The organism is Butyricimonas synergistica DSM 23225 (assembly GCF_000379665.1).
GTDB lineage: Bacteria > Bacteroidota > Bacteroidia > Bacteroidales > Marinifilaceae > Butyricimonas > Butyricimonas synergistica.
Genome location: NZ_KB903359.1, coordinates 1,048,514 through 1,070,410, shown reverse-complemented (window position 1 = coordinate 1,070,410; position 21,897 = coordinate 1,048,514). Strand labels below are relative to the sequence as shown.

The following is a 21,897-nucleotide window of genomic DNA, read 5'->3' as shown; positions in this document are numbered from 1 at the left end:
TTCTTGCCTTCTTCTTCTTTTTTATTAAATTTGTAAACCTCAGGTATTTACTTTCTGTATAAATACATGCCAACCCATGGCTTTCGAGGGCGTCCGATGACGCTATGGTATTTTATGCCGTGTTTTTGTTTAACCAATAGAAAAAGGAGGAACGTGAAGGTGAGAAATGTACTGAAATATTCGTATACCGAATTAATTGATTTGTTTGAAAGGGATTTCCCGGGTATAGCACAAGCAGCCAAAGAATGCGGCGATTGGAGAGATTTCGAGGGATTCCTGAAAGAATATATTCGGGCAACTTTAATCAGACGTCCTTCCCCTCTTTCTATACGACGATTTTTTAGAATGTTCGTGAATCGTTCCCGGTATATACATGATTTTTCGACAGGAGAGAAAATCCGTTACGAGCCGATAAAATGGCTGTGGGAGGCGTTACGGGGAGAAGCCATGGATATACACCGGGATTTTTTGATTGATCGGTATTTTTTGTTCAAGCAGTATCAAGATAGTTTTGATGTTTTGCCTTCCAGTGAGCAAAGCAAATCTTGGAGAAAGCGTTGGAAGGTGGGTATAGATGAAGATGTTAGTTATGAACGCCGGGAAAATAGAGTGCGAATTTGTCAGTTGTTGATCGGGAAGATCGAACGGAGAAATAAGATGAATTCCCGTTACCGTTTCACGCCGGAAATGGAAGATGGAGAGAAACGAGGGTTGATTGACGAATGGTGGAAAGATTATAAATTTCATTTGTCGATGGCTATACGGGATCCGGATGAATTGAATCTGTTTTTAGATAATACATTATCAGATAAGACTATGGATATTTTGCATGATGCGAAATTGAAGGGTATCCCGTTTTTCGTGACACCTTATTATTTGTCTTTATTAAGTATTAAGGAACGAGGATATGATGATTCCACGATTCGGAGTTACGTGATTTATTCCCGTGAACTGGTGGTGCATTTTGGACATATTCAAGCTTGGGAGAAAGAGGATGTCGTGGAAGCCGGCAAGCCTAATGCCGCGGGATGGTTGTTGCCGAACTCGACAAATATTCATCGGCGTTATCCGGAAGTCGCTATTTTTATTCCGGATTCCATGGGACGAGCTTGTGGAGGATTGTGCGCTCTTTGCCAACGGATGTATGATTTCCAGAAAGGACATTTGAATTTTAATCTGGAACGATTGAAGCCGGTTGAAGGCTGGGAACGCAAGATGGAACGCCTGATGACTTATTACGAGTATGATTCTCAATTACGAGATATTTTAATCACAGGTGGGGATGCTTTGATGAGTCAGAATTCGACGTTAGAAAAGATATTGGATGCTGTTTATCAGATGGCTGTTCGTAAAATAGAGACGAATAAGTATCGTGTGAAAGGAAAGAAGTATGCTGAAATTCAACGGGTAAGATTGGGGTCTCGCCTGTTGGCATATTTACCGAGCCGGATTGATGACGGATTGATTGATGTGTTGAAACGGTTCCGGGAAAAAGCGGTACACGCGGGAATACAACAATTTTTTATACAAACGCATTTCGAGTCCCCTTTGGAAATCACGGAAGAGGTGGTGCAAGCGGTACGTCGGTTACTGGATGCCGGATGGATTATCACGAATCAGCTTGTGTTTACCGTGGCTGCTTCCCGACGAGGACATACGGCAAGATTGCGGGAAGAGTTGAATAAGATTGGCGTTTTGACTTATTATACTTTTTCAGTAAAGGGATTTGGTGAGAATTATGCCTTGTTTGCCCCGAATAGTCGATCAGAGCAAGAGGTGAAAGAAGAAAAAGTGTACGGGCAATTGTCGCAAGAATTGGAAAATGAAGTATTGAAGATATTGGAGCAGCCGGAACTTTTAAATCCCGGTCTTGCCCGCTTGCTGGATAAGTATGACCAACCTTTTTTAGCTACCGACCGGAACGTGATGAATTTGCCGGGAATAGGGAAGAGTATGACTTTCGTGACCGTGGGATTGACGAAAGAGGGGAAACGTATTTTGCGTTTTTCGTTGGACGTGAATCGTAGGCATAGTCCTGGTGTGGATAATATTGGAGATATTTATATTGTAGAGAATAAATCTATCGCAGCATATTTACGTCAATTGGAAGAATTGGGAGAAGATGTCGAGGATTATTTTTCTATATGGCATTATTCGGAAGGACAGACGGAGGCTCGTTTTGCTTTGTTCGAGTATTCCCGGCAATACACGGGTATCACGGGAGATTTTACAAATTTGATCGTAGAGTCTTAAAAAGAATTGCGTATTTATAAATTTTAGCCTATCTTGGCTGTTGTGTTTAAAAATACGTTTATGAAAAAGATCAATTTAGTTTCAATTGTAGTATTGTGTATTGTTATGCTTGCCGGATGTGCAGGAGAACCGAATCAAGAGGTGAATATTGTTCCTCAGCCTCAAAGTGTAACTGTTGCAGGCGGAGGATTCATTCTGTCGCCGAAAACTGTGATTAACGTGGTGAAAGGAGCGGATGATTTAACTCCTGCCTGTACTTTCCTTAGTACATTAACGGAGAAATCTTTCGGCGAAGCTTTGAAGGTGGAGTATGGAGAGAACAAGAGTAATGCAGTGAATATCAATGTCGATCCTTCTATGAAATTAGATGCTTACGTTTTGGACGTGAGCAAGAAAGCTATCGATATTCGTGGAGGAAGCTCGAAGGCTGTATTTTACGCCATGCAGAGTTTGCGACAGATGATGCCAGTAGGGATAGAGAAAGGGGAGAAAATGAACCGGCTTAGAATCCAAAATGTACGGATTCAAGATGAACCTCGTTTAAAGTACCGGGGAACCATGTTGGATGTTTGCCGTCATTTCTTTACAGTAGATGAGGTAAAGACTTTTATCGATATGTTGGCGATGCATAAATTAAGCGTGTTTCACTGGCACTTGACGGATGACCAGGGATGGCGCATCGAAATCAAGAAATATCCGAATCTCACGAAAGTTGGAAGCCAGCGTAAACAAACCGTGATTGGTAAAAATACAGGAAAATATGACGGGACTCCTTACGGCCCCTATTTTTTCACGCAAGAAGAAATCAAAGATGTCATTCAATATGCAGCCGATCACTACATCACGGTTATTCCGGAAATAGAACTCCCGGGACATGCTCTCGCTGCATTGGCTTCCTATCCCGAATTGGGGTGTGTGGGAGGATCCTACGAGGTTTGTCAAATGTGGGGTGTATTCCCCGAAGTATTCTGCCCGGGAAACGAGAAGACTTTCGAGTTTTGGGAAGGTGTGTTGGAGGAGGTTGCCGAGTTGTTCCCGTCTGATATTATTCATATCGGAGGGGATGAATGCCCGAGAGATGCATGGAAAAAATGTAAGAAGTGTCAAGCCCGGATGAAAAAAGAAAACTTGAAGCAAGAAGGTGATTTACAGAATTACGTGGTGCATCGGATTGAGGAATTTCTGAAAACGAAAGGCAAGAGGATTATCGGTTGGGATGAGATATTGGAAGGGGATGTGTCTAAAACGGCAATCGTTATGTCGTGGAGAGGTAAGAGTGGCGGGATTGCTGGAGCGAAAAGGGGTAACGACGTGATCATGGTCCCGAATGATTATGCTTATTTTGATTATTATCAAGCGAAACCGGTGGAGAATGAACCTTTTGGTATCGGTGGATACGTGCCCGTGGAAAAAGTGTATAGCTTGGATCCCACGGAAGGATTGACCCCGGAGGAAGCAACAAAAATCATGGGTGTACAGGCTAATTTATGGGCTGAATATATAACTACCTTCAGTCATGCACAATATATGTTATTACCTCGTATGGCGGCTTTGGCTGAGGTGGCTTGGACACCACAGGCGCAGAGAGAGTATCCGAATTTCTTGAATCGGGCTAAATTGTTGACCCAGAGGTATGATGCTTTAGGTTATAATTTTGCTAAACATATTTTGCAAGAGCCAAAAGTAAATGAATAAGATATTATGGTTCGCCTTTTTCTGTTGTAGCATTGGGGGGATACTCGGGTGCTCTCCAGAAAAGGAGATAAGAACGGAAATCGCTTCCGGATGGCAATTCCGCCAAAAGGATAGTGGAGAATGGCTTCCGGCGACAGTTCCGGGTACGGTTCACACAGATTTGATGGCAAACGGGAAGATCGAAGATCCTTTCTATCGCATGAACGAACTCGGGTTACAGTGGATTGACAAAAAAGACTGGGAATACAAGACCGTGTTTTTTGTTGATGGAAATTTGATTGAAAAGAAAAATCAGAGGCTTATTTTTAAAGGATTGGATACGTATGCCGATGTTTATTTGAATGGAGAACAACTTGGTTCTGCGGATAATATGTTTCGGACATGGGTGTTTGATATTGCCGGGAAATTGAAAGCCGGGAACAATGAATTGCGTGTCGTTTTTGCTTCTCCCACGAGAAGGGGATTGGAGGAGATGAAGCGTTATGGATTGAGATTGCCTGCCGATAATGACCAGAGCGAGAGAGGGGAAATGGGAAAAGATAGGGTGAGCGTGTATACCCGTAAAGCTCCTTATCATTACGGTTGGGACTGGGGACCTCGTTTGGTGACTTCCGGGATATGGCGTCCGGTGCAGCTTGAAGTATGGGATGGAATGAAGGTGGAAGATGTGTATATTAAACAAGCGGAGGTTTCCGGAAAGTTGGCTGCATTGAGCGCGAATGTACGGGTAAAGGCAGATGACGTGCAAAATGTTGAAGTTGAGATATTGAATGATGGGAAAATATTGGTTGCGGCTAAGGAGAAATTGAAAAAAGGGGAGAATGATATTTCTGTGCCTTTCGATATTGTGAATCCCCGGTTGTGGTGGAGTAATGGTTTGGGAAAACAAAATCTGTACACGTTTACTATTCGGGTAAAGGGCGATCGGGGTATTATTGCAGAAAAGGAAATCACGACGGGATTGCGGTCATTGAAATTAGTGCGGAAAAAAGACCAATGGGGCGAATCATTCGGTTTCGAGTTAAATGGAATACCTGTATTTGCTAAAGGTGCGAATGTCATCCCGAATGATATATTTCTGCCCCGGGTGACGCCTGAATTGTACGAGAAAATGATTGCCGATGCCGCGAATGCTAACATGAATATGCTTCGGATATGGGGTGGTGGAATATACGAAGATGATGTATTCTTCGAATTATGTGACCGGTACGGGATTATGGTTTGGCATGATTTTATGTTTGCCTGTGCTATGTATCCGGGAAATGAGGAGTTTTTGAATAATGTTCGACAAGAAGCAATCGATAACGTGGTACGGTTGCGTAATCATCCTTGTATCGCTTTGTGGTGTGGTAATAACGAAAATGCTTTAGCATGGCGTCATGGTTCGCCCGGGGGCTGGGGATGGAAACAACAATTCACGAAAGAGCAGCAGGACACCGTGTTCAAAGCCTATTATGACGTGTTTCATGATTTGTTACCACGGGTAGTGGATGAATATATGCCCGGGTGTGATTATTGGCCGTCTTCCCCGATGGCGGGACCGGAACCCACGCAACATGGATTGGATGGGACTACTTCCGGCGACCAGCATTATTGGGGTGTTTGGCATGGATTCCGCCCGTTGGAAAGTTATGATGAAGTGACAACCCGTTTTTGCAGCGAGTATGGATTCCAGTCTTTCCCGGAAATGAGTACTATACAGAAGTATGCTTTGCCGGAAGATTATGATATTGATTCGGATGTGATGAAATCACACCAAAGAAGTTATATCGGTAACGGACGTATTTTGGATTACATGAAAATGTATTATCGTGTGCCGGAGGATTTCGAACAATTTATTTATATGACGCACGTGTTGCAAGGACTTTCTACAAAAATGGCGATAGAGGCACATCGCCGGAATATGCCTTATTGTATGGGATCGTTGGTTTGGCAGTTGAATGATTGTTGGTCTGTGGCGAGTTGGTCTACCACGGATTATTATCACAAGTGGAAAGCGGCACATTACATGATACGGGATTGTTTTAAAGAGGTTATCGTGGCTCCAAAATGGCGGAATGACAGTTTACTCGTGTATGCCGTGAGTGATCGTTTGCGACCAATGAATGCGGAGTTGTGTATAGAGGTGATGGATTTTTCAGGGAAAATCATTTGCATGGAAAAGTCTGATGTTGAAATTCCGGCTAATACGTCGACGGTCTTGGCGGGAACGAAATGTTCTTCTTTACTTCGCGGACTTACGGGTGCGGATGTACTTGCCGTGATTCGTTTGACTTCAGAAGGACAGGTCGTGGATGAAAAAAATATGTATTTTGAATATCATAAAGATCTGAATTTGCCGAAAGATCCGGGATTATCTATTCGGGTCCAGGAAGAGGGAAAAGATAAGTATATTTTGGTGACCGCTAATGAATTGGCGTGTAACGTGATGTTCGCTTTACCGGGGGGAATGGCTTTCTTTTCGGATAACTATATCGATATATTGCCGGGACGGACGTATAAGATAAAGGTGAAGACGGAACTTTCCCTTGCGGAGATTGAGCGACAAATAAAATATCGTTATTTGCGTTAGATAAAAATCCAATGAAGCAATAAATTTCTATTTTTGTGGTGTAACTAACAATAATTGCATTATGGGTAAAAATATATTGATTCTTGAAGGAAGTCCCCGTTCGAACGGAAATAGTGATTTGTTGGCGGAAGCTTATGCCGCGGGAGCGAGATCGAAAGGACACGAGGTAAGCGTGTTGAAGGTGCCGGGGTACAAGATAAACGGTTGTTTCGCTTGTAATATGTGCTGGTCTATGGGAAGTCCTTGCGTGCAGTCGGATGACATGGGAAAATTGTACGCTGAAATAGAACAGGCGGATTTGATCGTGTTTGCGTCGCCTCTTTATTTTTTCGGTTTGTCTGCACAGATAAAATGCGTGATAGACCGCTTGTATCCTTATTACGTGGAAAATAGTGTGCGGCAGGTGAAGGGTAAAGAATGTGCTCTGCTCGTGTCTTGTGCCACGGATGAACCCGAGGAATTGAAAGGATTGCTTTCCACGTATGATATTATGACGAAATATATGCAATGGCAAGATACCGGACACGTGATCGCTTTTGAAGTTGACAAGAAAGGAGAGGTGAGGGATACGGAATATATAGAACAAGCCCGTAATTTAGGGGCACAATAAATAACAGAGCAGTGTTTTTTATAGCACTGCTCTTGTTTATTTTTTAGAATTCTCCAAAATACCCCGGAGGTGAGTTTTCTCCTGATCTTTTCCGGTCTGCTTTTTTGCTTCCCATCGTGTTGAAACGATAAGATACGGTCAACATATAATAATTTTGAGTGTTTGTGCTGTACCGGGTTTGTGTATAAAGATCTTGAATACTGTAATTCAATAAATTCCTTTGGCGCAATAGATCCATCGCTTTGAATCTTACTTGAAGTTGTTTTCTCTTTAGGAATTTTTTCCCGATCTCCAAGTTTAACATGCTATTGGATTGGTTGATATTTCCACCTTTTTTACTCAAGGTATAGCTATAAGAATAATCACCGGCTAAGATGAATTCTTTCCAGAATACCCAATTGGCGTTAGCACTTACAGATTGGCTGAATGATGTAGACCCTTCTGTCGTTGTACTTGTCGATGACGTGTAGGAGGTAGTGGATCGAATGTTATAATCAAGATTTTCCGATATATTGCTATTTATTCCCAAGCCGAAAGAGGCACGATGTGAGTTCGTGAAATTCTTGATATTGTCGTAGATTGAAGGTGTACGAGAATAGCTGTAAGATAAAGACGGACTCAATCTTAATTTGAGTGAGTTAATTCCGAAGGAATAACTGGATCTCATGGATATACTCCATTGACCGTTCAAGTTCACGGGCATAGAAAGCCGGGCTCCCTTCAGCACCTCGTACCCATTAATGACGGTGTCATTTTCAATGAACTGGGTTGCTGACGCTATATTGTTGAAGGAATTGTTGAAACTAAGCCCTACATTTAGGAAATTAAATTTCTCTTCCGAAACAATTGAACTACTAAAATTGATTGAAGCGGATTGCGAGAATGTTTTTTTCAGGTTGGGATTACCTTTTGATACACTCAATTGGTCACTCACATCTAATACATCTTGTAGTTGGCTTGCGCTCGGAGAACTTGTGTTCCCGCTATAACTAAGGTTTAAATTACTTCTTTTGGTCAAATCATACCTGAAGTCAAGTCGGGGAGAAAGATTCAGATAATTGTTTCTCACGAGTGAATCCGGGGCGTTTAAATACTCGTATTTGTTTTCTTCCCTGGATATATTAATAGAACCTCCTCCATTAAAGGTAAACTTTTCCTTGTAATAGTTATAATTGATACCTATGCTATTGTTTATTCTTGTATTACTGATTTTGTTCGTTAGGGAAGAATCTACGCCGATAACTTCCGTGAAGAGGGCATCTTTGTACGATATACTTTCTTTGTCCGATTCGTCTTGGTTGTAACTTAACGAGTAATTGAAAGATAAACGAGCGTGCTCTGTCAATGGTTCGGAATAAGATACGGAACTGGTTAATGAATTTGAAAAACTTTTGGTACTGTTTATTAAATTGCGTAAGGTATCTTTTTTATTGATGATACTACTATCTTGTTGTATCCCGTTACTTTTGGAATTATTGACATTTATATTTCCGTTTAAGGTCAGTGTTCTCCCTTGTTTTGCGAATCCGTGCATCCATGAAAAATTCCCGCCAAAAGAATAGCTTTCATTGTGGTTTTGGTTTTTGGCATTCGTGATATTTAGTGTATCATTATCTTGAATACTACTACCTAACCTAATAGATCTGCTGTCCGATTTCCGGAAAGAGAAGGAGGGGGAGAAGTTGATCCTGTTTTTTTCGTTGATCTCGTAATTGAAACGGGTAGTGACGCTATGGTTGGAACTTTCAGACCACGAGTGACTCTCGTTATTGAAAATTTTACTTTGATAACTCTCGGACGGGAAGTAGTCTTCACGGGTTAAACTGGCGGAATATGATTCGTTATCACTGCCACTATAACCTCCGGTAAGATCTATGCCTTTTTTGAAGGAGTTATAAAAGTCGGCTCCAAAATTTTTGCCCCTGTTATGTCCTCCTTTGCCCTGATAGGAAGCGTTCGGCAGGTCTGAGCCTTGATTTGTGTTGCGTAAACTTCCTCGGATGGAGAATCGGCGTTTTCGATTGAAAGCATTCGCGGAGGCATCTAGGTTGTAATTGTTATTTTTGAAAGAATCCTCGACATCATCCGATATACCATAGCCTAATTCAGCTTTACCAAATATTTTTAGTTGATCCGGATTCTTTGTTTCGATATTTAAAGATCGGAATTTTTTTCCGTCATTGTAACCAGAGAAATTCGCTTCTTCACTTTTCCCGTCAAACATTTTGATTTTAGAAACGATATTTGCCGGTAGAGTTTGCAGTGCAGCCATCGGATTATCAAGAAAATATTCTGTACCGTCAATATATATACGTTTTACTTCCTCCCCGTTTGCCATGAGTTTGCCGTCCACGAGTTCAAAACCGGGCAATTTCTTTAATAAGTCTTCCAGTTCTGCATCTTCCGGAACTTTCATGGCTGCCGCGTTAAATTCCGTGGTATCGCCTTTTTGAATGATAAGGGGAGGTTTTGCGGTGATAACAACCTCGTCTAATTCTTCTGGTAAAAGTTTAATCATGCCTACATTTGTATCCGCTTTTACTAGATATTTTTTTGTAGTGGGTCTGAATCCGACATAGGAAGCGGTAACGATGACTTCTCCGGGAGCCAAGTCTTTTAACGTGAATTCTCCCATGGCATTCGTTACTGTTACAGGTTTCTTTTCACTTCCCAAGTATATATGGGCTCCCGGTAAAGAATCGTCATCCGAATCCCCGATGACAATTCCTTTGAGCGTGTATTTTACTGTTTTCTTTTCTTCTTGTTTAACCGTGTCTTTTCTAACCGAATCTCTTGCTTGTATTTGGGCTAATAGCGTCATCGGGCTGATGAGCATGAGTAGGAGAATGACTATTTTGAACGTATAATGCAGCATGATTTTTCTTTTCTATTTTAAACAAAAATAGATATAATATTATGGATGAACCACAATAAAAAGAGGGTTTATGATTTCTTTAAATACTGTTTTAACAAATTATTTAGGAATTTATTAGAAAGTGATACAGGCATGTATTCCTATTCGTTTCCCGATGATTGTGGGCGTGAGCGAAATGTGGCTTTTCCCGTATGGTTTGGTGAAAATGTAACTGCTTCCGACGCCGATCGCAGCACCGCACAAAATGTCCCACCAGTCGTGTTTGTCACAGTGCGTTCTGGTCCACGCCACGTATCCCGATAGAAGATAAGCAGGGATCCCGAATTTCCACCCGTAACGGCGTTGCAGGAACGATGCTCCTTGAAAGGTAACGGTGGCGTGTCCCGAGGGGAAAGCATGGTGATCGCTTCCGTCAGGACGTTTTTTGCGTATCGTGTGTTTTAGGATATAGCTTGCTCCGACGGCTGTTACCGCGGAAAAGACAAGTTGCTTTGTTCCTTGGTAATCTTTTTTTAGTAATGTCGTCGCCAGGCTGATGACGGGTGTGGCATAGTAGATGATATCCCCAGAGGTTTCTATCGCTTTTTTCTGAGCCGATAGATTAGAAATAAATGATAGGCTTAGGATAATAAATAAACTACAAAATATAACGAGTGAATTTTTTTTCGAGAGGGCTTGTTGTTTCATCTTCTTGATTATTAAAAGGTCGCCGCAAATGTATAAAAAATGTGTGATAAGAAGCCGAAAAAAAATTGGTTTATCGTTTCCAAATTTCAAAAATAGTCGTACATTTGCAGCCGTTATCGCCAATTTAGCTCAGCTGGTAGAGCAACGCATTCGTAATGCGTAGGTCTGGGGTTCGAGTCCCCAAATTGGCTCCGCTGAAAATCAATCAGTTAGATATGAAAATAGGCTAAATCAAAAAGGTTTAGCCTATTTTTTATACAAAACGGTTCACGTGAAAAAGTCGGGAACAGGATCACATACTCTCGGTAAGGCAGTGGGTATAAGGTATACACGCCAAGAAATCGGTTCTTGGTGGTAAATGCTTTATTGAAGGCTGAGTTTTGAAGAATCGGGATTGATAAGAGTTTTATTCATGCTGACGACTCCGAATCTCACGACCAAGAAGTTTTGCGGCTATAATAATAAAAAGCACGGGAGAATAAAGAAGGTGTGTATGTGTAGAATTCTCCCGTGCGAGGATCGGCGTTTGTTGAACCAAATAACTTGGTTTATTTGAGTTGCAAATTTACGAAATTGATAGAAAAGTTGAAATAAAAAAAATCTTAATTATATGTCGTGTTGCCTGTCTGATGATCGGATCATTTTTTCCACTTGAACTGAATTGTGTTTATTTTTAAGTTGAATCTGCGATTGTGAAACGACGGGCAAATGGCAAAATTTATTAAATTTGTACCGATAAATGATATGATTTTTAGGTCTGAATGTACTAATTTATATGTATTTACTTGTATTTATGAAAAAAGGAAGATTTTTTTTAAGCCTATTGGCTTGTAGTGTTTTGTTGGGCGTGAATGATACAAATGCACAGTCGTGGAAGGATATTTTAAGCTCTTCGACGGTAAAGGACGTTGTGAACACGCTCACGGGGAATGTGATTAAATTTTCTGATTTGCAGGGAACTTGGAATTACGTGGAACCCGCGTGCAAGATGACGAGCGAGGATGTGTTGAAGGAGGCAGGAGGAGCATTGATGTCTTCGGCGTTGGAGAAGAAGATCATGGCGGTTTACACGAAAGTGGGTATTGTCCCCGGTAAGTTTTCGTACACTTTCAATAGTGATAGTACTTTCACGAATGTTATCGGGAAGAAGACGCTGAAAGGAACTTATTCTTTAGACGAAAAGAATAAAGTGTTGGTATTGAACTACACGCTGGGGAACGCCTTTACCGTGAAGAGAACCGAGGTACAATTGGCAAAGTCGGGCGATCAAGTTTCATTGCTTTTTAATGTCGACGGGTTGATGAAATTTGTGAAGGTGTTGTCGGCGATGGTGAAAAAATCGGATACATCTTCTACTTTGACTTCTCTCATGGAAGGTTATGACGGGATGCTTCTCGGGTTCGAGATGAAGAAATAATGACTTGTATTCTGTAAAAGTGAAGGAGGTGTGTCAAAACACACCTCCTCGTTCATAAAGTCTATAAAGTCGAACCTTCGGTTCTGAAAGTTCATAAAGTCAAACGTTACACAAATTACTGGTTGTCAGTATAATTGTTCGTGATTCCGTAATATTTTGACCTTACGACTTTATGGACTTTTCGACCTTATGGACCCGTGGGTGTGTTTTGACACACCCACTTTTATTAAACCTTTACTGGTATTTGTTATTTGTTCAATTTGTATTGAATATCACAGAAATAGGTGTCGCAAGTATAACCTTCTGCGAACCAGTTTCCATCCGTGTGTTGATAATCGTAATGGAATGCCTGTGGCATAATGGAGTGGATTGTGATAGAAGCCGGTGAGGCAGAAAGTTTACCTATCTCGGCTCCGTCGAAATAGTAGGTTACGTTCGTGCCGTCAGATACCATCTTCACGGTATGCCATCCGGCAGTTACCTCTACGTTTTCAATTGCGCTCCAACCCTTGTCACCCCAGATACGTACAACGGCTTTCTCTCTCGTGCTTTGGTAAATGCCGCCTTCATCTTCTACCACGTTGGCAATGCCGAGCATCGGGTAGGCATCTTCGCCGGTGGTTGTGTTTTTGGCAGCGGTCCACAATTCGGAACGGAAAGGTTTCTGGCTGGTGATGTAGTCTTCGTTGACATAAATACTACCGCTTACTTCCCATTTCGTGAGTTCGGCGGGGTTGAACACGTTGAAGTGGCGTCCTTGGGTGTTGTAGAAGTGCCCGCTATAAGTCGTGCCACGATTTGCTTGATTGGTACGACTGTCTAATGTGTAGTGTAATACATTCTTCTTACTGTCAAATTCAATGAAGTCGACAGCGGAAGGTTGGTAACGATCAGGTTGTGTGAAAGCGTTTTCGGCGTTTTTCAAGTATCCGTTGTTGAAGTCGTTAAGAGAGAAGTAGAGAAAATTGTAATCCCAATAGTACTCTTGGGCATTTTTCCTGTGACTAATACGTATGTAAGGAGTACTGGTGAATGTGTTTTCAGTCATGATGGCGTACACGCTTTCTTTCAATTCTTTTGGCCAACTCTCTTGGAATTTCGTGGTTCCTTCCATTCCTTCCGTGCCTTTTGCCACGGTGAGGTGGATAGCTTTACTCCTGGAACCATTTCCTGTGAAAGTATTATTTTTCACGGTCAACGTCGGGAACCATTGGTCCATGCCGAACGGATTCATGCTTTCGAACGTGCATCCCTCGATCGTTAAGTTTTCGGCACCGTTTCCCACGTACATTCCTTTCCAGTAGCCGGTAAAATGGCAATTCTTGACGGTCACGTTTTTAACGTTTTCATAGAAAGATACGCCTTCTTGTCTCTTTTCACTTCCTTCGTAAACCATATTGAGATTATCCAAGGTTACATTTGAAGCTGTAATCTTGAGACAACGGTGAGTAGCAGAGTTTACCGTGAAGTTACGGAGCGTTGCACCTTCTGCCGCGGCAAGGGTGCCCGTGAAGGTCGTGGTATTGTTCCCGTCGAGTGTAACGCCGGCAGGAACCTCGAGCGTTTCAGTGCAAGTGGTACCGCTCACGATTACCGTTTCTCCGTTTTGGGCGTCAGTGAGGGCTTCTTGCACGCTTTCATAAGCTGTACCCGTTTCTTTGTTATAGATAGCGGGAGCTATATCGTTTACCCAGAAAGTTTGACTACCGTATACCTTTACTTTTTCTTCCTCGTTATCAAAAACATTACCGTTACTGATAATGCTGTTGGTAAATGCTTTTTCGGCAGCGTTCAGACCGTTTGCGTCAGATGCTCCTGATAGAGCCGTTATTGCCACACCCTTCATGAACTGGTTTTCTTGGATTAGGTATGTTCCTGCACTTTGCGTGGTTGCAATCAATGGATCGATCGTGACGATTTGTTCGAACACGGAATTGGTGATCTCGAGAGTTCCTTCACTGCCCAATGCGTTAAAATACGCGTTCTTGCTGCCTGCTTTTACCACGCAGTTATTGAGTGTCAATTTACCGGTCATCTTGTAAGCCGTTTCTATCGGGCGCATATCTTCTTCCGTCACATTTTCTTGCGCGAATAGACAGTTCTTGAATGTCACTTCTTTCACGTTGTTGACCAATACGCTGGTTTTGGAGTTGGTAATGTCCTTGGCTCCAAAGAATTGGATGTTCTCGAAAGTAGCGGTTGTGCCGGCTGCCACGTTCAACGTGCGAATTTTTGCGTACACGGCATTTTCTTCCGCGGAGGCAGTCATGATACCGTCGGAGCCTCCCTTGATCGTAACCTTTTTGTTGACCACGATGTCTTCGTCGATTACACCCCATACGCAAATTTCGTCCCCGTCAGATGCTTCGTTGATGGCTGTTTGCAACGAGGAGTACTCCTTGTTGGTAGAGAGGTTGAGGGCACCGTTGACAACCACGGGGTATTCTCCTTCGAATATCGGGTCGATGGTAACTTCTATCGTACCTTGTTTCGTCAGCAGATTACCGGACACGTTGGTGCGATAGTTGCGGCGGATAGGGATATTTTTAAAGTTGTCATTGCTCGTGATTTCGGTCATGTCGTTATAGAACGTCATCGTGAAATCCGCCAGCGTGGATTCATCGCTGGGAGCCCAAAGGTAATCCATGGTGAGGTAACCTTCCCCGTTCACGACCTCTTTCTCGTATTGCACTGCGATCATATCTTCACTTACTTTGCCAGTCAAGACGTTGAATGATGCGGGAACAGCGGTAAAGGCTACTTTGACTTTCGTGGGTTTCAACTCGTCATCGGGAATGGCATCCAGGTCAAGTGTCTTCACGTTCAATTGACCGAAAGGACGGGTGAGGGTTACGTTCTCCGCGAAACTTTCTTTTATCGTGAAAGTTTTTGTGGCGGTGAAGGCATCGAATCCCTCGTCGTTTCCGGTGTAGTCCACCGCTTTGATTTGGGTTAAGTCCTTCGTGTCATAGTATTTGTCTTGTCCGTTGTCCGCGCAATCAGTCCAGAATACGAAGTCATAGGTTTGTGACGTCACCAGGCGCAGGTCGAAAGAGGCTTTGTTCCCGGTTACGGTGGTTACCTGCCGTTCCCCGTACAATTGACCGTCCCGGTAGATTTCTAGGATGCAACGATTGATTTGAGCTCCGTCTCCGTCACCAACGGCACGGCTCATTGTGTTTGTTTGTGGGATAGTTACACTGATCGTTTGCGAGTTCGTTCCGAACCCCTCGATCTCATCTTTTTGGCAAGCGATAAGCATCATCGCAAAGCTTGCTGCTGTTAAAAGGAATCTTTTCATGTTTTGTTATTTTAAGGGAGTTGCCATTCGCAACCCCGAAGTTAATTTTGTACCCGGGGGAGCGATCAAGCTCCGCCCGGGTGGTCTGGTTGCATATAATTATTCTATAATTAATTCTCCTGTTCCGTCTGTGCTGTATTTGCGACCGGTAATTCGGTTACTGTCGGCAATTTCTTCCGATTTGTCCTCGCCTTTTAGTGTTGATGAGAGAGTTCCGTTAAATCGGCAATTGCGGAAAATAACTTTTGTTCCGTTTGTGTTATTCCATACCCCGGCGATACCACCAATTTCCTGTTCATCACCGGGGTCATTTGCGTTTTGTAAAGTCACGTTGCCCGTGCAGATGCAGTTTTCAAACGTGTTATTGTAATGGGCTATACCGGTGATACCTCCAACATCGCAAGTGGAGCCTGTCACGTTGATATTTGATGTGATGTTGGATACGAGAATATTTCCTTCGCCCATGAAGCCGACTAAACCACCCACGTAGCTACGATATGCTTCACTTTGGGCGTGAACTAGGCTTCCTTCTTCTACATCGATTGTCAGGTTATTCAGGTTTGCATAGGCATTTTTGCCCAACATGCCTCCCACGTAAGCATAACCGTTAATTTGTACCTTCCCGGTCAGTCGTATGTCAGAATATGTTGAAGTATAGGGAGTTCCTGCTATTGCACCTACATTTAAATAACCGGAAACAGTTGCATTATGAAGCGTGAAGTTTTTGATTTCCCCGTTGGTCGTGTAACCGAACAGTCCCACGTTCTGGTTCGAGGGTTGATTGATTTTTAAGTTACTGATAGTGTAGCCGCAACCGTCAAAAGTTCCTTGGAATGCTTTGTCTTGTAAACCGATAGGTTTCCACTCTTTGTTCTCCAGATCGATATTGTTTGTTAATTTGAGTGTTTTTCCTTTAAAGTTTGTGCCTTTATTTACCATAGAAGCCAATTGGGCTAATTGTGCTTGTGATGAAATGTAGATATTCTCATCGCAATTTGTGATGGTGATTTTGCCTTTGCCATAGCGATTACCGCCGAGTAAGTCACCGTAGAGAGAAACAAATGATTGGGCAGTGGAGTTCATTCCGTTGAGCGTTACGTCCTTCACGCTGCAATTATCAATAGTTAGTCCATCAGTGTCTTCACTACCTTGGAAAGTACCGATGAATTTACTGATATGACGTGAGGAGGGGAGGAACAGGTATGCGTTGATTTCAGAATTTTCTACTGAGCAGTTCGTGAATAAACAAGTCGATTTGTAACAATTACCGATGTAACCTGCAAATCCGCCGATTTGACCGGATTCTGAATTTACATTCTCGTTAGAAATTGTGCTATTAACAACCTTGCAATTGGTAGCTTCGACATGATTTTCAGCCACGAAACCGATCATGCCGCCGACTTTATTCACTCCTTCCACGGTTGAACCCTCTACGATGCAATTGTCGAGAATGATGGTTCCATAAGAACGACCGATTATTACGCCGGCATAAGCATTGCCATTGCCATCATTTACCGCTTTCACGGTGGCACCTTTGACTGTCAGGTCGGTAACAGTTACCGAAATGGCATCACAGAAAAGACCGGCAGTCTGAGTGTTTTCCACTTTGAAGTTGGACAACGTGTGTCCTTGACCGTCAAACGTGATTTTATTAGCTTTTTTGATCGAGAAGGCGGTACCCTTGAAGTCAATGTCGGCGTTAAGTACTACTTTGTTGTATATATTGGTTGTATTGTTTAAGTTCTCTGCAAATTCCGAGAGTTTCCCGGCAGTTGAGGCATGGAGTATAACTTGCGTGTTAGAAGCTTTTTTGACGATTTTTTTCACAGTCCCGTAAACATCCACGTTACCTTGTAGCACGATAAGATTTTCAATAATTGTTTCTTCCCCCACGATTAAGGTGTTTTCGGCAGTTTTAGCCGTTACATTTTGGTACATTGCACCAAGAAGGGTAACGGTTGTATTGGGTGTTTCAATTTCGATTTCATCAGCTTCTGTTGTCAAATAGAACATAGCAGGTTTTTGTTCATCGCTAGCTTCATTGGCGTACAGAACTGTCAATTTGTACGTTAACTTAGGTAGGGTGGCAGATACGGTAGCCCTCGTTTTAGGTAGGATGAGGGTTGCTGCTTCAGTCGGAATTTCGGTCACAATCACGTTTGTTGCGCCATTAGCGAAAGCTTCGTTAGCCTCGGCGATGTTTTGTACTTTATAGACATTTTGGTCGATGTTATCCTCGAAATTCGGGTCGATGGTCACGTTGATGTTCCCTGCCTTCGTCAGTAGGTTACCGGATACGTTGGTCTTGTAGTTACGGCGGATGGGGATGTTGGTGAATGCGTCGTTGGTAGTGATCTCGTTACCGTTATTGGTGAATGTCATCGAGAAGTCTGCCAGGGCGTCTTCTTCCGGGGTAGCCCAAATGTAGTCGATGGTCAACAAACCGGTTGCAGCATCGGAAACTTCGGCGGTGTACTCTAGGGGAGTTTCCTCGCTCGCTTCTCCGGTTAATGCGTTGAACGTGGAGGGGACGGCTTTGAAGTTCACTTTTACATGGGTCGGTTTCAAGTTTTCGTCCTTGATTGCGCCCAAGTCAAGCGTTTTCACGTTCAACTGCCCGAAAGGACGGGTAAGTGTAATTTCTTTCGTGAATGCCCCGATTACCTCGAACGTTTCTTTGGCGAAGAACGCATCGAATTCCTCGTTGTTTCCGGCGTACCTTGTCGCCTTGATAGTTGTAAGACCATTGGTCGTGGTGTAGTGTTTATCCGCTTCACCTTCAGCGCAATCAGCCCAGAACACGAAGTCGTAGGTTTGCGAGGTCACCAGGCGCAAGTCCGTGAAAGAGGCTTTGTTACCGGATACAGTCGCAATTTTTCGTTCCCCGTACAATTCCCCGTTCCGGTAAATTTCCATGATACAGCGGTTTATTTGTGTACCGTCACCGGCAGCACGGCTCACGGAACTCGTTCGCGGGATAGTTACGCTGATTGTTTGCGAGTTTGCGGCATCAAATCCTTCGATCTCGTCTTTTTGGCAAGCTACAAGCGTCAGGGCAAGGCTTGCGATTATTAAAAACATTTTTTTCATAATATATGGGATTTTAGTGTTTCTTGTGTATTTATTCTCCAAATTTTGCCGTAACCTTGGTGATGTAATTGGTGTGCAAGGGTAATACGTCAAGTCGTTTCTCCACTCCGTCCACGGTCGTTTCCAACCCGATAGCCGTTCCTTGCCCAGAAATGGGGAAAAGAAAATCCATGCCTGCAGACGTTGTTCCGGCATTCACTTTCGGGAAGGATACTTCTATTGCTTGCGGTTCGGATGTTTTGCCTGTGAGTACGTCGTATCGTGTCGGGGTATTTCGGTAGACCGCTTTTACCGTTTCGTGCTCTGTGGCGAATGGCGCGTTATTCTGTAGTTGCAGCTTGGCAAGCGGGCGTAACAGCGTGATGCCGGTACCCGATCCGCCTTTCCACGTTATGCCCGTTAGCACACCAGCAAAGGCATCGCGGCTATCGTCGGCGGGGGACGTGTAAGATGTCGTAGCAATCTTTACTTGACGCAGGTTTTCGGTGTCATAATATTCTCGACCGTAGTCTGCCCAGAATAAGAAATCGTAATTGCCGGGTACCAGTGCAATCTCTATAGCCGCCCCGGCAAGTGTTCCGGTTGCTGTGGCATGCAGGACGCAACGAGGGACTGCATCGTGGCTCCACGCCTCGAACGTGTAGGTTATTGGGGTGTTATCGGCATTCGCACGGCTTATGGCATCAGGTTCGTTTTCCCAGGTAGCTTGGGTATTGAGAGAGAGCGTCCCCTTCACGGAGGTCTGAGTGGAAAACTCTTCGTTGTTTTTGTCGCAACTGACGAAGGTCACGAGAGTAAGAAATATAGCAAGCATTTTTTTCATCAACGTATCTTTTTAGTCGGGTATAACAATATTTATTTCTCCGTCGAAATCGGGATCTATACCAATACCGGGGGAGTAACTGCGTGTCAGGAACTCGTCGCGTATAGTTGTCAGTTTCCCCCGCACGATGGGTACGTTAATACCTTCTACCCTATTGAGCACAGAGCCTTCGTGATCTCGGATAATCAGGTTTACTGTTACCGCGGACTCAGTGCCGTTCACGAAAATATAGTCACTGGCGAGGTGTCCTTCTTTTTCCGAGAGTCGGATTATATTGCTGTTGAATGCCATCCCCAGGCGGGCGTCGTTCGGTTTGTTGGTATAGGCGTTAAAACCGCACGGGAAGTAACAGGCGTATTCCACCTCTACTTGAATTGTGGAAAGATCAGGTGTTCGGGAGAGCGAGTTGTCTGCGGCGACGCCGGTTTTCGATCGTCGTTCGGAAAGTTTGTCAAGGAATTTGTCAAGGTCGGTGGTGATGAACTCGATCTTTGCCATCGGTCGTCGGAGCGTGACAGTCTGTTTTACTGTTGCGTTCCACTGGTTGCGGTACCCAGTCAAGTCTAGTTCCTGGCGAGCGACGTACGTGTCCTTGTGGTCGTTGTTCCCGATGTACGTTTTGGTGTCGGGGATGCTGATCGACGCGAGTGAATTCACGATATAGTATTTGTCTTTTAACGATCCGTCCTGCACGTAGTCCATCCAGGTTACGATATGATATTTGGCGGCGTGCAACGGTAGCGAGGTGCTGATGGTATGTTTGCCGTCAACAGCCGGGTCGCAACAGAGCACGTGACGTGCGGCGGGGGAACCGTCGATCTCGTCACGAAACACCTCGATGATCCAGCGTGTGTCGTGTCCGCCGGGGATTGTGGTTTCGGAACGCGACGATGTGTAGGGTTCTATGCTTGGGTCGATTTCAAATGTCAGGTCTACGTTCACCAGAGTGGGGTCGACACCCTCGTCTTTCGGGAATTCCAAAACAGTTTTGTCGCATCCCGTCATGGCGAGAACAAGTAGGCAAATGATATAGATGGTTCGTTTTTTCATGTCCATACCTCCTTTATTTACCGAATTTATAAACCATGTTGATACCGGCTTTCGTTAATCCCCAGTAGTTATATGGTGTATTTTTTTTATAGCGAGAGCCATTCGGAATATTGTAATATGTATCATATTTCGTGTGGATGTAACCCGCTCCAATTGTGAACTCCACTGCCCATCGCCGGGCGAAGGGGAGCGTGTAGCCGTAGCTGACTCCCGCACCGTAAAAACCATCGGGAGATTGGTAACGGTTCTCTTTGTCCACGGAAATGTTAAACGCCCCAATATTGAGATGGAAGCCGAAGAAGTGTCCTTTCATGGGTGAGTCCGGCCAGTAACGGAACTCCGGTTGAATGACGAGAAAACGCAAACGGTAATTTCGAGCCACGGTGTACGGGCTGTAAATGAAAGAGAAGTCCACTGAGTAATGTTCGTCGAGGACTCTCTCTGCACCGATGTTGGCGACCGTGGCTGCCAAATAGGCAATATTTGTCTTTATTGCCCACCGGTAGAGCGATTCCTCCTCGTGCGAAACCGTGAGCATGGATTCCGGAGTCTGGTGTTTTGTCGTGTCGGCTTTTGAATATACTTGTGAGGTTGATTCGGGGGCAATCGTGTCGGCAATTATTTTCGTGATGAGCGTGGTGTCCTCCGGGAGGGGAGGTAGCGGTACAATCTCGTTCTGTTTCTCCCGGAATAGATAGCTGATGACCACTAAATCCGACATATTGTTCCACGAGTAGACTGAGTTCGTGGTTTGGAAGTTATCTTCTTTCAATTCTTCGTGGGTGATAAAATAACTTTTCACTTGATTGCTCCGGTTCTTGGCGCTTTGTAGGTTGATTCTTGACGAACCGAATGAACCACAAAAACCACGTACCCGCACTTTGATTTCTCCTGTTTTAATTCCTTGACGATGTTCTTGAATGGATTGACGGAGAAGAAAGATTGCCGTTTTATTTTTTTTATAATCTTCGCGGAATAGTTTTTCACCGGGTGCAAACCGGAAAATGACAGTGTCTTGTACAATTTGTTCTATCACGCTGTCCCTCTCGTGTGGCTTCTGGGCGAAAGAAGGAAGTTGAACCCATAATAATGCAAAAAATGCAAGTGAAGAATAAGCTATCGGAAAAACACGTTTTCGGTATTGGCGTGCCGTCATTCCGCCATAATCTGCGATGAATTCAAAATATTGACGAATCTTATTTTTTTTACGTTTATCATGTCTGTGTACAGTTATTAAACGATCGTTTAATAACTGTAAGAATTCGTCATAGCGTGTCTAAAATCACAACAAATATAAACGTTTGTGTGTCAAAAAGTAATAAATATATATTTATGTTTTCGTTTTTCGAAAATAATTCATACTTTTGTATCGCAATAAACGATCGTTTATTGATACATATCCCTTTTTTAAATACGTGTTTCGGAGGTGGGGACATTCGGAAAATAATATAGAAAAAACCAACTGATTCATAACGAATTAGTTGGCTTTTTTGTGGTATTTACTGAATGTCCCTATTTACGATA

Annotated in this window: 12 protein-coding genes and 1 tRNA gene; 6 read left to right on the top strand and 7 right to left on the bottom strand. The window is 43.5% G+C overall.

Annotation, left to right across the window (positions count from 1 at the left end; translation table 11 throughout):
* The first annotated feature begins 153 nt into the window (after positions 1-153).
* From A3CY_RS0104670 to A3CY_RS0104655, 4 genes are all read left to right on the top strand, one after another.
* A complete protein-coding gene (locus A3CY_RS0104670; protein ID WP_018336743.1) occupies positions 154-2,253 on the top strand; it encodes a KamA family radical SAM protein in 2,100 nt (699 codons plus the stop codon).
* Between the two features lie 60 nt (positions 2,254-2,313).
* The gene (locus tag A3CY_RS0104665; RefSeq protein ID WP_018336742.1) at positions 2,314-3,948 is read left to right on the top strand and encodes a beta-N-acetylhexosaminidase; all 1,635 of its coding nucleotides are present in this window, start codon (positions 2,314-2,316) and stop codon (positions 3,946-3,948) included.
* Entirely contained in the window at positions 3,941-6,520 is a 2,580-nt protein-coding gene (locus tag A3CY_RS0104660; RefSeq protein WP_018336741.1) for a beta-mannosidase, read from the top strand. The genes A3CY_RS0104665 and A3CY_RS0104660 overlap by 8 nt, the downstream gene beginning before the upstream one ends.
* A 61-nt stretch (positions 6,521-6,581) precedes the next feature.
* Positions 6,582-7,130 (top strand): flavodoxin family protein, encoded by a 549-nt coding sequence (locus tag A3CY_RS0104655; RefSeq protein ID WP_018336740.1) that lies wholly within the window; start codon positions 6,582-6,584, stop codon positions 7,128-7,130.
* A 43-nt stretch (positions 7,131-7,173) separates the two neighbouring features.
* Here the strand turns inward: A3CY_RS0104655 and A3CY_RS0104650 are convergent, their stop codons facing one another.
* On the bottom strand, positions 7,174-10,005 hold the full coding sequence (locus tag A3CY_RS0104650; protein WP_026207309.1) for an outer membrane beta-barrel protein: 2,832 nt from the start codon (positions 10,003-10,005) through the stop codon (positions 7,174-7,176).
* A 114-nt stretch (positions 10,006-10,119) separates the two neighbouring features.
* Positions 10,120-10,692, bottom strand: a complete 573-nt coding sequence (locus A3CY_RS0104645; RefSeq protein WP_051082703.1) for a phosphatase PAP2 family protein — start codon at positions 10,690-10,692, stop codon at positions 10,120-10,122.
* Between the two features lie 118 nt (positions 10,693-10,810).
* On the opposite strand from A3CY_RS0104645, the gene A3CY_RS0104640 reads away from it, so the two are divergent.
* Positions 10,811-10,883: transfer RNA gene (locus A3CY_RS0104640), tRNA-Thr, on the top strand.
* A 602-nt stretch (positions 10,884-11,485) separates the two neighbouring features.
* Positions 11,486-12,109: a DUF4923 family protein gene (locus A3CY_RS0104635; protein ID WP_026207307.1), complete on the top strand. Its 624-nt coding sequence runs from the start codon at positions 11,486-11,488 to the stop codon at positions 12,107-12,109.
* 247 nt (positions 12,110-12,356) lie between these two features.
* Here A3CY_RS0104635 and A3CY_RS21885 read toward each other — a convergent pair whose 3' ends face one another.
* The 5 genes from A3CY_RS21885 to A3CY_RS21875 all read right to left on the bottom strand — a co-directional run bounded on the left by A3CY_RS21885 (position 12,357) and on the right by A3CY_RS21875 (position 21,529).
* Complete coding sequence (locus A3CY_RS21885) at positions 12,357-15,410, bottom strand: DUF6562 domain-containing protein (RefSeq protein WP_051082680.1); 3,054 nt, start codon at positions 15,408-15,410, stop codon at positions 12,357-12,359.
* Positions 15,411-15,509: 99 nt separating this feature from the next.
* Positions 15,510-18,500 (bottom strand): DUF6562 domain-containing protein, encoded by a 2,991-nt coding sequence (locus A3CY_RS21880; RefSeq protein WP_051082679.1) that lies wholly within the window; start codon positions 18,498-18,500, stop codon positions 15,510-15,512.
* Positions 18,501-18,531: 31 nt separating this feature from the next.
* Entirely contained in the window at positions 18,532-19,323 is a 792-nt protein-coding gene (locus tag A3CY_RS0104620; RefSeq protein ID WP_018336733.1) for a DUF6562 domain-containing protein, read from the bottom strand.
* A gap of 12 nt (positions 19,324-19,335) precedes the next feature.
* Positions 19,336-20,379: a DUF6562 domain-containing protein gene (locus A3CY_RS0104615; RefSeq protein WP_018336732.1), complete on the bottom strand. Its 1,044-nt coding sequence runs from the start codon at positions 20,377-20,379 to the stop codon at positions 19,336-19,338.
* A gap of 7 nt (positions 20,380-20,386) precedes the next feature.
* Positions 20,387-21,529, bottom strand: a complete 1,143-nt coding sequence (locus tag A3CY_RS21875; RefSeq protein WP_018336731.1) for a DUF3575 domain-containing protein — start codon at positions 21,527-21,529, stop codon at positions 20,387-20,389.
* Between the last annotated feature and the right edge of the window lie 368 nt (positions 21,530-21,897).